This window comes from Pseudalkalibacillus sp. Hm43 (genome assembly GCF_051842935.1).
In the GTDB taxonomy this organism is placed as follows: Bacteria; Bacillota; Bacilli; order Bacillales; family Fictibacillaceae; genus Pseudalkalibacillus.
On record NZ_JBPXRR010000001.1, the window covers coordinates 2,930,815 to 2,942,962 of the forward strand.

At 45.4% G+C, this 12,148-nt stretch carries 13 protein-coding genes; 1 reads left to right on the plus strand and 12 read right to left on the minus strand.

Features of this window, described 5'->3' with window-relative positions:
- Nucleotides 1-93: 93 nt before the first annotated feature.
- From ACSVDE_RS15230 to ACSVDE_RS15250, 5 genes are all read right to left on the minus strand, one after another.
- Complete coding sequence (locus ACSVDE_RS15230) at nt 94-537, minus strand: GNAT family N-acetyltransferase (RefSeq protein WP_439301709.1); 444 nt, start codon at nt 535-537, stop codon at nt 94-96.
- A 476-nt stretch (nt 538-1,013) separates the two neighbouring features.
- Nucleotides 1,014-1,661: a stage II sporulation protein R gene (gene spoIIR, locus ACSVDE_RS15235; protein ID WP_439301710.1), complete on the minus strand. Its 648-nt coding sequence runs from the start codon at nt 1,659-1,661 to the stop codon at nt 1,014-1,016.
- 131 nt (nt 1,662-1,792) lie between these two features.
- A complete protein-coding gene (prmC, locus tag ACSVDE_RS15240) occupies nt 1,793-2,653 on the minus strand; it encodes a peptide chain release factor N(5)-glutamine methyltransferase (RefSeq protein WP_439302021.1) in 861 nt (286 codons plus the stop codon).
- An 8-nt stretch (nt 2,654-2,661) separates the two neighbouring features.
- Nucleotides 2,662-3,732 (minus strand): peptide chain release factor 1, encoded by a 1,071-nt coding sequence (gene prfA / locus ACSVDE_RS15245; RefSeq protein ID WP_439301711.1) that lies wholly within the window; start codon nt 3,730-3,732, stop codon nt 2,662-2,664.
- A gap of 386 nt (nt 3,733-4,118) precedes the next feature.
- On the minus strand, nt 4,119-4,448 hold the full coding sequence (locus ACSVDE_RS15250; RefSeq protein WP_226547482.1) for a hypothetical protein: 330 nt from the start codon (nt 4,446-4,448) through the stop codon (nt 4,119-4,121).
- Between the two features lie 128 nt (nt 4,449-4,576).
- Here ACSVDE_RS15250 and ACSVDE_RS15255 point away from each other — a divergent pair, with 128 nt between their 5' ends.
- Nucleotides 4,577-5,911 (plus strand): CoA-disulfide reductase, encoded by a 1,335-nt coding sequence (locus tag ACSVDE_RS15255; protein ID WP_439301712.1) that lies wholly within the window; start codon nt 4,577-4,579, stop codon nt 5,909-5,911.
- 58 nt (nt 5,912-5,969) lie between these two features.
- Here ACSVDE_RS15255 and ACSVDE_RS15260 read toward each other — a convergent pair whose 3' ends face one another.
- From ACSVDE_RS15260 to ACSVDE_RS15290, 7 genes are all read right to left on the minus strand, one after another.
- The gene (locus ACSVDE_RS15260) at nt 5,970-6,437 is read right to left on the minus strand and encodes a hypothetical protein (protein ID WP_439301713.1); all 468 of its coding nucleotides are present in this window, start codon (nt 6,435-6,437) and stop codon (nt 5,970-5,972) included.
- Nucleotides 6,438-6,639: 202 nt separating this feature from the next.
- A complete protein-coding gene (locus tag ACSVDE_RS15265) occupies nt 6,640-7,254 on the minus strand; it encodes a thymidine kinase (RefSeq protein WP_439301714.1) in 615 nt (204 codons plus the stop codon).
- A gap of 287 nt (nt 7,255-7,541) precedes the next feature.
- On the minus strand, nt 7,542-7,742 hold the full coding sequence (gene rpmE, locus ACSVDE_RS15270; protein WP_226547486.1) for a 50S ribosomal protein L31: 201 nt from the start codon (nt 7,740-7,742) through the stop codon (nt 7,542-7,544).
- A 93-nt stretch (nt 7,743-7,835) separates the two neighbouring features.
- Complete coding sequence (gene rho / locus ACSVDE_RS15275) at nt 7,836-9,119, minus strand: transcription termination factor Rho (protein ID WP_439301715.1); 1,284 nt, start codon at nt 9,117-9,119, stop codon at nt 7,836-7,838.
- Between the two features lie 275 nt (nt 9,120-9,394).
- Nucleotides 9,395-9,541, minus strand: coding sequence for a hypothetical protein (locus tag ACSVDE_RS15280; protein ID WP_439301716.1), 147 nt, complete (start codon nt 9,539-9,541; stop codon nt 9,395-9,397).
- 212 nt (nt 9,542-9,753) lie between these two features.
- Entirely contained in the window at nt 9,754-10,722 is a 969-nt protein-coding gene (gene glpX, locus ACSVDE_RS15285) for a class II fructose-bisphosphatase (RefSeq protein ID WP_226547488.1), read from the minus strand.
- A 63-nt stretch (nt 10,723-10,785) separates the two neighbouring features.
- Nucleotides 10,786-12,072: a UDP-N-acetylglucosamine 1-carboxyvinyltransferase gene (locus ACSVDE_RS15290; protein WP_439301717.1), complete on the minus strand. Its 1,287-nt coding sequence runs from the start codon at nt 12,070-12,072 to the stop codon at nt 10,786-10,788.
- Nucleotides 12,073-12,148: the final 76 nt, after the last annotated feature.

Genomic DNA, 12,148 nt, shown 5'->3' on the forward strand with positions numbered 1-12,148 from the left:
TGTGGGTAAGTACTCCTTTAAAGTGTATATTATTCAGGTCTTTCCACACCTTACCCACAACTATTCCGGATTTGTGGATAGTGCTGTGGATAACTATGTGGATGGTATCAATTGTCGTTTCATTATCGCGATTTGATCCCGGTCATATTGCTTCAAATGTGGACTGTTCAACAAGTCATCCGGAACCTTATCATACGGAATTTCTGTGAATCCTAGCGCATAAAAAATCGAGGTCACTCTCGTTAACAAATACACTGTTTCAATGCCTTTGTAATCGGCAAGCCGAATGACGGCTTTCAATAATTGCAGTAATAATTCCTCTGATGAATACTCTTTATCCAATACGAGTGATCGAATGAGTCCATCGGTTCCGAATCGCTCCAGTCCTACCGTTCCAGCCATTTTCTTTTTGTCCGTTTCCAGGATGATGAATGTCTGTATGCAATTTTCAATGCCTTCACTTGAAAGACCGGCCTGTGCTACAAATTGTTTAATAGATGGGGTATCGTTCGTCTCAGCAGGTCGAAACGATAACATCTCACCCTCTCCCTTCTAGCAATTCTACTCTATTCTATGAATGGAAAGAAGAGATTATCCCACTTTATTTTTACTAGAAGGCTTTGTTGCTTTTGAAGGTCGTTGATTTCCACTACGGACAGTCGCTTTCCGCGGGCAACGCTTCAGCTTCCTCGGAAGTAAAACCGCTTCCTGCGGGATCTTCAGCCGTTGCTTTTCCCGCAGGAGTCGACTGTCCTACACTCCAATCAAAAGGACCTAGCGAAGGGAATACACGTAGACTCCTGCGGGAAAGCGAAGACGCTGAGACCCTACAGTGAGCGTACTTTGCGAGCGAGGAGGCTTAGCGCGAGCCCGCGGAAAGCGTAGTGTATTTCCGAAGCGGTAGAATATCTCGTAGTTTAAACCAACTGCCAGGGTTAAAGAGCAACAAAGTTTGCGAAAACAACCCTATTTTAAACTGCAACTCCTACCCTAATGAAATAAGGAATCTATCATTAAGCAAATAGATTCCCTAGCCCGCCAACTATTTTATCGAAAAGCTCGAAAACGAAAAATTTCACTTCCGGTTCTTCCGCCTGTTCCTGAACGGCTTCAGCAACAGCTTGCTCACTACCTTCTTGTTCCGGTTGGACAGCATCTCCGTTGTCAAAATCAAGGAAGCATAGCGGTGGGAACAATACACACCACCAATTTGCACCTGTTCCTTCTCCAATTGAAATCAACACTGCTTCATATTCCCCTGCTGGATAGACAAGATCCCCATACATTTTCGTCGGAAAAGATACATTGCCGAAATCTACAGAAAACGCTTCTTGGATCCCTTTTTGAAGTAGTGCTTGTTGGACGATCTTTTTGATAGATGGAAGCTCTTGCTTGATGATCGTTCTCGCTTCATCAATGGATTCGATCCCCAATACCCAGTTCGTGATTTGTGCATTCACTTCGTCTCGGATGGAGCGCTTCACTTCTTGATCGGCTTTCGAATCGCTGTTCGCGAGGATTCTTAATCGGATCGACTCATCCGGAATCATTTCTTGCGGTACGTCATTGAAAGAGGCATTCGCCACTTTTATTTGAGTTTCATAGAATACGACCATAATCATTAAAGATAATAAGATAAGTACGATTGTCTTGCGTTTCATCTCTCACCCACACCCTTTCTGGTAAACAGTGTGGACGGTGGATGATCTTTTTATACTCGTAATCTAGTGAAATTTTTTGCTAGGTTGAGTGAATCGCGTCGTGCCTGGGAAAGTCGCAACAAGTTCTCTCATTATCTCGTCAAAGTCCCGATTACGATCCGCTCTTTTCCGTTGATGTCCTTCAGAACTTCTGACTGAATCTTCTCTCCAAAACGTTCTTTAAGCAGTGATGCGACTGTTTCCCCTTGGTCGTAACCGACTTCGAAAGCGACAAGCGCGCGGTCCGCTACGACTTCAGGAAGCTGATCTATGATCTGCTTGTAAAAAACGTAGCCATCTTCACCGCCGACGAGCGCACGGATCGGCTCATGATCCTTCACGACTTCATCGAGCGTCGCGATGTCCGCTTCCGGAATGTACGGTGGGTTTGAAACGACGATGTCAAACCGTTCTTCTGTTGCCAGGAACGGCTGCAGCAAATCTCCTTGCACCCAACGGACATCCGCTCCAAGCGCTTCACCGTTCTTGCGGGAAACTTTTAACGACTCTTCCGCAATATCGACGCCAGTCACCTTCATGTCCGGACGCTCGAGCTTTAGCGTAACCGCAATGATCCCACTCCCTGTTCCGATATCGACGACGTTGAGTGCTTTTGATTCGGTAAAAAAGTGCTTTAAGCGTTCGAGTACAGCGAGGACAAGTTCTTCCGTCTCTGGTCTCGGGATGAGCACCTCAGGATTTACTGTGAACGGTCTACCGTAGAACTCTTCCGTCTTGGTGATGTACTGGATCGGCTCTCCATCTCCATGCTGATGAACGAATTCCGTAAACTGTTTCTGTTCCACTTCGGACAACTCGCGTTCGAAAGCAGCCAACAATTCACCACGTCTCATTCTGAGGACATGTCCGAGCAACAACTCGCCTGCGTTCGGCTCCCTATTCTTTTCTTTTAAAAAAGAAGAAGCCCAACGGAGGGCTTCAATCACATTCATCTGTTTCATTATGCTTCCGCCTGTTTCATCGCGTTTGTTTGTTCTTCCAAGATCAGCGCTTCGATGAATTCTTCCACTTTACCTTGTAGGATCTGATCCAGCTTTTGGATCGTCAGACCGATACGGTGGTCGGTCACACGGTTTTGCGGGAAGTTGTACGTACGGATCCGCTCAGAACGGTCTCCTGTTCCGACCGCAGACTTACGGTTCGCCGCGTACTCATCCATCGCTTCCTGCTGGAACTTATCATAAATACGTGCACGCAATACTTTCATCGCTTTTTCTTTGTTCTTGATCTGGGACTTTTCATCCTGACAGGAAACGACGATTCCAGTCGGTTCATGCGTTAAACGGACTGCAGACATCGTCGTGTTGACCGACTGTCCACCAGGACCACTGGATGCGAACGTGTCGACACGGATATCTTTTTCATGGATATCAATTTCAACTTCTTCCGCTTCAGGTAAAACCGCAACCGTAGCTGTGGAAGTATGGATACGTCCACCAGATTCTGTCGTCGGAACACGTTGCACACGGTGAGCTCCATTTTCATACTTCAGTTTGGAGTAAGCACCTGCACCGTTCACCATGAAGATGATTTCCTTATAGCCACCAAGCTCCGTATAACTTGCTTCGATGATTTCTGATTTCCAGCCTTGCATTTCCGCATATCGGCTGTACATTTTATAAAGGTCCGCAGCAAACAACGCCGCTTCATCTCCACCAGCTGCCCCACGAATCTCGATGATAACGTTCTTGTCATCGTTCGGGTCTTTCGGTAAAAGAAGGACTTTCAGCTGTTGAGTCAGCTCTTCATGACGGTCTTTCAGCTCGGAAAGCTCCATTTTTACCATTTCACGCATTTCAGCATCGAGCTTTTCTTCGAGCATTTGCTCTGCTCCTTCAAGCTCTTCCGTTACCTCTTTATATTCACGATAGGCTGTAACAGTTTCTTCGAGATCCGACTGTTCCTTCGAATATTCTCTCAGCTTTTTCGAATCGCTGATGACTTCCGGGTCACTCAACAATTCATTCAACTTATTGTATCGATCTTCAATCGATTGTAAACGCTCTAGCACAACGGTTCACCATCCCAATGTGTTACTTTCATTCATAAATCCGAAAAGTTGCTTAACATTAACATTATAGTATACGTCTCATAGGTCGTCAAAGTACAGTTTCAGGAAGATAGAGTGGAAATGATTTCTTCGAAATTCACTCCCTTTCCGCGGGCGAACCGCAAGCCTCCTCGCTCACAGGTTGATCACAGACCACCCGTTCGCTGTGGGGTCTTGCCTGGCTCGCTGTTCCCGCAGGAGTGTCGTGAATTTCGTGTGAAATCATATCTAAAAACTAAGCCTCGCTAGGAGGGAGATTTAGAACCTGAGATTTTTCGGTAGCAGTCTTCGCATTAAAAACGGTTCATCTTCTATGTAGTCGGGAATGGAAGTACGGGGAGCGTTCGTTATATTTTTGCGTTATGTTTGATTCGTTCGTAGTCCGTCCGGCATTGGTTCATTCGAATGGCGGAAGTCAACGAATCGATGACGACCTTCTCATCAGTAATGATACTGAAGACGTATGGTGACGTCGCAAAGTGACCGAAAAAGTGCGTACAGCCTTCAAATCGCTTGTTTTCCGGCGTCCAACTACTCGGTTGGTACGATACGATGAAGTTGCCCATCGTTTCATAAATGGGATCGAGTGGTTCCGATTTCAACCGTTTGATCAGTGCTGGTATGTTTTCAGGTTCTTGACCTCCCCAATCAGGTCCATTCGCATCGATGTATAGCATGTGTAAAAACCCCTTTCACAAAGTAAGATTCGATGAGTGGAAGGTATTCTTGAGTGTATAATGAAAGAAGATAAGAAGTGCCATACTAATAGACATCTAGTCCATATTAGAAAGGAGTCGTGATCGAGATGAAATATGTCATTATCGGTGGGGATGCTGCAGGAATGAGTGCGGCCATGCAAATCGTTCGGAACGACCCGGATGCAGAGGTCACCACCCTTGAAAAAGGAGATATCTATTCATACGGTCAATGCGGATTGCCTTACGTAATCAGCGGTCTAATTCCGGAAGCGGAAGATCTGATTGCGCGCGATGTCGAAACCTTCCGTGAAAAATACGGCATAAACGCGACGGTTTATCATGAAGTAAGAAGTGTGGATACCGAAACCAAGACGGTAAGCGGAAAAAACCTTGAAACGGATGAGGATTTTACATATGAGTACGATCGTTTGCTCGTTGCAACCGGGGTCCGACCGATTGTACCAGACTGGGATGGACGCGACCTGAACGGCATCCATACGTTGAAGACGATTCCGGATGCGAAAGCAATCATGGAAAGTCTCGACCATCAGGTGGAAAAAGTGACGGTCATCGGTGGTGGCTACATCGGGCTTGAAATGGCGGAAAGTTTCGCTGAACTCGGTAAAAAAGTAAGGCTGATCGAACGGAATGAGCAAGTTGCAAAAATTTTCGATGAAGATATGGCAAGCTATATTCATGAGGAAGCTGAAAAGCACGGGATTGAGCTGTGCTTCAGCGAACAAGTGGAAAGCTTTGAAGGAACGGATCGCGTCGAAACTGTGGTGACAGACCAGAACAAGTATGAATCTGATTTGGTGCTGATTGCGATTGGAGTTCAGCCGAATACGGACTTTTTGAAGAATACACCTGTGCATATGAATGAGAAAGGTGTCGTCATCGTTGACCCATACATGAAGACGAACGTAAAAGATGTGTATGCTGCAGGGGACTGCGCGACTCATTATCACCGTGTAAAAGAAACGAACGACCATATCCCACTGGGAACAACAGCGAACAAGCAAGGGCGAATCGCTGGGTTGAATATGATCGATCAACCGAAAGCGTTCCAGGGTATCGTCGGCACGTCTGTCATTAAATTCATGGACCTGACCCTCGGGCGGACAGGCCTTTCGGAACGTGAAGCACGAGCAATGAACCTCCCGTACGATACGATTCGAACGAAAGCGAAGGACATTGCTGGCTATTATCCAGGTGCTGAGAAATTGTATGTAAAGCTACTTTTCAACACGAAAAATCAGCGATTGCTCGGCGGCCAGTTTATCGGAAAAAACGGCGTAGATAAACGTGTAGATGTGATGGCGATGGCTCTGTTCCATAAAATGAGTCTGCATGACTTGGAGGATCTCGATTTGAGCTACGCACCGCCGTACAATGGTGTGTGGGATCCAATCCAACAAGCAGCAAGAAGAGCGAAAAAATAAAGAAATACTTTTTAGAAGAGGGGCTGACCACATGCTGTGGTCGGCCCCTTATTTACGCTTATTTATTGTCTAAGCGAACATGGATCCGATACCTTGGAACAGATAGTTGGACGGCGTCTTCAATTTCATTGCGCATGTCTTTCATCTGTTTTTTCGTGAAGTCCTTTGGAACATTCACATGAATATAGGCACGGTTTCCATTGATGGTCACGAACTGCGCTCTTCTACCCGTCGCATCCACTACAGCTTCACGAATCTTATCCTGATCATCACTGATCGTGAATCGCTTCGAATTGAGGTTTCGATAGCTGTTCGGGTTTTGATTCGCTTCATAGATGTAGCTTCGGTTCGGTTTCCGATTCGTCAAATGGTGGTTGACGATGCCGTGACCTACGAGAGGATTTTTGTCTTCTTTCGTTTCAAATGCAGAAGGCTCCCGCTCGGCAATCTCCTCGGTCGTTGGAGGTCGCATTGGTGAACAAGCAGTCATGAGCACAATTGCACTTAGAAATGCTGCTGTTTTCAAAATATACACCCCCGTATGCTTAGGATAACCACATACGAGATAGACTCCCATGACAGATTTTGGAGATGAAAAGTGATTTCAGTGCCAGGTACCGAAAAGGAAGTAAACGGTACCAAGGCTTCTCATTCGGTACCTGGCACCGTAGGGCTTTGTAATTAAAAAAGGAACCGCTCGATTTGCGGTTCCCCTTCGGCTATATGATTTAGAACGTTTGTGGTTGTTCTTTTGTTGTCATTTTGGGATGTTCGGGTACTTCATGGCAGTGCCTGCATCGAGGCTCGTACGATTCCGATGCGCCTACAAGGATGATCGGATCGTTATAGGATGCCGGTTTACCATCGATCAACCGTTGAGTACGACTTGCTGGGCTTCCGCAAACGAGGCACACTGCATGAAGCTTGGTCACACTTTCAGCCAACGCCATCAATTCAGGAACGACGCCGAACGGTTCTCCTCGGAAATCCTGGTCTAATCCTGCAACGATGACTCGCTTTCCACTGTTCGCGAGTTGTTGGATGACTTCTACGACTTCATCGTCAAAAAATTGCACTTCATCAATTGCAACGACTTCTGTATCAAAAGAAACGATATTTGAAATTTCCGTTGAATCCTTCACCGGTAGCGCCAAGACAGCAGTTCCGTTATGGGACACAACTTCCTCTTTACTGTACCGATCATCGAGTAATGGCTTGAAGACTTGTACCTTCTGCTTTCCGAACGTGGCACGGCGAACACGTCGAATCAACTCCTCTGATTTTCCCGAAAACATGCTGCCACAGATCAGCTCGACCCAACCATCTTTTTTCATTACGTACATGTCCGTATCTCCCTTCGCCACTCTAAATAAAACTGTTTTCATACCTTACGTATCCGATTTTTTCTCTATATGTATTCTTTGTCTATTGTAACAAAACATAAGTATAGGATTGGATGTTTTTTAGACGCTTTTCCGTTTAACAGAGTAAACTTGAGAAAAACGACAAATTTCCGTGAAAAAAGCAGATAATTCATTTCATCATCTGCTAACCCTTGCATTCCATGAGCTTTTAAGAAGTAAAAAACAGGCAAGAGGGCGATCCCCTGCCTGTTTTAAAAAATACCTTATTACTTAAGGTTGTATTTTTTCTTAAAGCGATCAACACGTCCACCAGCGTCAGCAAACTTCTGACGACCTGTGTAGAACGGATGACATTCAGAACAAATTTCAACGCGAATATCTTCTTTTACAGAACCTGTTTCAAATTCATTTCCACAAGCGCAAGATACTTTCGCTTTTTTGTAATCTGGATGGATTGCTTGTTTCATCCTATTCATCTCCTTCTGCCCTGAACCCTTAAGGAACAGAGTTATTTGCACACATGACGTAGTATATCAGGATTTCTTACAGATTTCAACAACCTATTTAACGGTCATCTTTTTCGATTGTCCACCGGAACGTTCTTTCTCGAACATATGGAAAAACTCTTCATTCGTCTTCGTTTTCTTGATCCGTCTCATGAAATGCTCAATGAAATCATACGAATCATCCATCGTCTTACGGATTGCCCATAAGTGCTCAAGATGCTCTTTTGCAATCAACATTTCTTCTTTTCTCGTTCCAGATCGACGAATATCGATCGCAGGGAAAATACGACGTTCTGCAAGCTTGCGGTCGAGGTGAAGTTCCATGTTACCCGTACCTTTGAACTCTTCATAAATGACGTCATCCATACGGGAGCCTGTTTCGACAAGAGCTGTCGCTAAAATCGTCAAGCTTCCACCGTCTTCAATGTTACGCGCAGCCCCGAAGAAACGCTTCGGCTTATGGAAGGCAGCTGGATCGATACCACCCGAGAGTGTTCGTCCACTCGGTGGGATGACAAGATTGTAAGCTCGCGCCAAACGAGTGATACTATCCATCAAGATGACAACATCTTTCTTGTGCTCGACGAGACGCATTGCACGCTCAAGTACAAGCTCAGCTACTTTGATATGGTTTTCAGGGACTTCGTCGAACGTCGAGCTGACCACATCACCTTCTACAGAACGCTCGATGTCGGTTACTTCCTCAGGTCGCTCATCAATCAACAGGACGATGAGCTCTGTGTCAGGATTGTTCGTTGTCACACTGTGAGCGATCTCTTTTAAAAGAGTTGTCTTACCCGCTTTTGGAGGTGCGACAATGAGACCACGCTGACCGAAACCGACGGGTGAAATCATATCCATGATTCTTGTCGACACATTCTGTGCGGATGTTTCAAGCGTCATCTTTTGCTCTGGATATAACGGAGTCAAAGCCGGGAAGTGGACACGTTCTTTTGCTGTATCCGGATCTTCGCCGTTTACTGCCGCTACATGCAGCAAACCGTAATAACGTTCATTTTCCTTTGGAGGACGAACTTTACCAGATACCTTGTCCCCATTTCGCAAATCAAAACGACGGATTTGGGAAGCGGAAATGTAGATATCTTCTGAGCTCGGAGAATAATTGATCGGACGTAAAAAGCCGAACCCTTCCGTAGGAATGATTTCTAAGATTCCTTCCATGAAAGAAAGATCTTCTTTTTCAGCCTGTGCCTTTAGGATCGCGAAGATCAATTCTCTTTTCGTCAGCTTGCTGTAGTATGAAATTTTCAGTTCTTTGGCTCTCTCATAGAGATCCTTGAGTTTCATATTTTCTAATTGTGATAAGTTAAAGGACATAGTACACCACTTTTCATGCATATTTAAATAAGTTCATATATAACTTTCAGCTCTTCAAATGTGTTCTTCAAGAATGGAACGTTGTTTTAGGGACATACCATGGAAGGAATGAAACGTTTATTAAGAAGTGTATTGTAAAAGAAGTTTATAGAATGAAGCAATAAACATAGTTATTCTTATTTTACCCAAAAATAGCATCAATAATCAAGAAATCACAATGCCGTTTTTCTCAAAACAGCATTGTGGCAACCTTTTGACGTTGATTTCTTCGAAATTTACTCCATCTCTTTCGTTGCTTCCGCAAAACTTTGTTGCTCTTGAATGTCGTTGATTTCCGCTCCAGGATGCTCGCTTTCCGCGGGGCGTGCGGTGAGCCCATTCGTCGCTTTGCGATCTAAGGAGTCTCCTTTCAAGGAAGCCATTTGTGCTCCTGCGTCTACAAGAAAGTCCTGTCGATGCAAGCTTCCTCGTCGCATGCCTTGCGAGCAGATTATTCAGGTAGTAGGCACGCTGGAGTCTCGCACCTTGCTCTCCAATCAACTTGCACAAGTTGATATTAAAATACCTTAAAAGCAACAATCTTTTAGAATAGAGCAATTTCTTTTGAAATCAACTGTAATTTATAAAGAAATAATTATGGCTTGATTACTAGATTTGGTTTCTTTTTCAGGCTGTGTTTTCCGTCGATGAATCGGACGGTTCCAGATTTCGCTCTCATTACGACGGATTGCGTTGTACCTGATGCGCCTTTGAACCGGACACCTTTCAACAACTCTCCATCTGTTACCCCTGTCGCAGCAAAGATGGCGTCATCACCCTTCACGATATCGTCCATCATCAGGACACGGTGAATGTCATCGATCCCCATCTCCTTGCAACGCGCTAATTCCTCATCATTTTGTGGTAAAAGCTTTCCTTGAAGCTCTCCACCGAGGCATTTCAAAGCAACCGCTGCGATGACGCCTTCAGGGGCTCCACCGCTTCCAAGGAGGATATCCACGCCTGTATCGTCAAATGCTGTATTGATAGCAGCTGCTACATCTCCATCCTGGATGAGCTTGATTCTAGCGCCCGCTTCTCGTACTTCATCAATGATTTTCTGATGACGTTCACGATTCAAAATAATCGCTACGACATCTTCAATATCCTTGTTCTTCGCGCGTGCCACCGCTTTCAAATTATCGGTGACTGATGCATTGATATCGATCATCCCTACCGCTTCAGGACCGACTGCAATCTTGTCCATATACATGTCTGGTGCATGAAGAAGATTGCCATGATCCGCAATGGCAAGAACGGCAAGTGCATTCCAAGTACCGTTCGCTACAATATTCGTACCTTCGAGAGGATCGACAGCTACATCAACTCGTGGACCGAAACCTGTTCCGAGCTTTTCTCCGATATAAAGCATCGGTGCCTCGTCCATTTCTCCCTCTCCAATTACGACAGTTCCTTTCATCGGAACGGTATCGAAAACATCACGCATTGCAGAAGTTGCGGCATCATCCGCTTCTTCCTTACGACCTCGGCCCATCCAACGTGCAGATGCCAAAGCAGCTGCCTCCGTCACACGGACTAGCTCCATGGATAAACTTCTCTCCATACCTTCTCCCCCTACAAAAACTTATTTAAAACAACACATCAATCTTAGACAAACTGAGTTTGTCTAAGACTGGTTAACTTCATTCAACTCTTCCACATCAAAATTCTCGCGCCAAACTTTTGCTCCTAACCCTTGCAGTTTATTGACGAGATTTTCATAGCCACGATCGATGTGTTCGATATTCGAGATTTCCGTAATGCCTTTTGCCATCAGACCGGCAACGACGAGTGAAGCACCCGCTCTCAGGTCTGTCGCCTTCACTTTTGCTCCTTCTAACGGAGTCGGGCCATTGATGATCGCAGAGCGGCCTTCTACTTTTACATTCGCACCCATACGTCTCAGTTCGTCGATATGCTTGAAACGTGAACTGTAGATCGTATCGGTCACGATGCTTGTACCTTCAGTGCTCGTCAGAAGAGCTGTGAAAGGCTGTTGCAAGTCCGTTGCAAATCCAGGGTATACAAGTGTTTTCACATCTACCCCGTTAAGCTCACGATCTCTTTTGACGAAAACGGAATCGTCGGACTCTTCAATATGAATCCCCATTTCACGGAGCTTCGCAATCAACGACTCCAAGTGAAGTGGGATGACGTTGTCAATTGTGACACCATTCCCCATAGCTGCTGCCAAAATCATGTACGTTCCAGCTTCTATACGATCTGGAATAATAGAATGACGACAGCCGTGTAAAGAATCGACGCCATCAATACGTATAACATCCGTACCTGCTCCTTTGATCTTCGCGCCCATGCTGGATAGCAATGTGGCTACATCAATGATTTCAGGTTCTTTCGCAGCGTTTTCAATGATCGTACGTCCTTTCGCACGAACCGCTGCCAACATGATGTTGATGGTTGCACCTACACTTACGACGTCGAGGTAGATTCTTGCGCCGACAAGTTCGTCTGCACGCAAATAAATCGCACCTTGTTCGTTCGTGACAGTCGCACCAAGTGCTTGGAAACCTTTTATATGTTGATCGATCGGCCGAGGACCAAGATTACAACCGCCCGGAAGACCGATAACTGCTTTTTTGAAACGACCGAGCATCGCACCCATCAAGTAATAGGACGCTCTCAACTTTTTCACTTTCCCATTCGGAAGTGGCATAGAGATCATTTTTTCCGGATTAACGGTGAGTGAGTTGTTCTCCAGGCTCGCTTCCCCACCGATATCTTCAAGCAAATCACGTAAAATACCTACATCCGAGATGTTTGGGAGATGGTCGATCGTCACGGTCGAATCAGCCAAAATCGCAGCAGGAATCAGCGCAACCGCACTGTTCTTCGCACCACTGATTTGAACCGTACCTTCTAAGGGATGTCCTCCCTCGATCATTAATTTCTCCATTGCTTTCTCCCTTCTTCGTATACAAATTCAAGAAGTCAAAACTCGTCTAACGTTATTGTAAGCAAAAATGGATAAA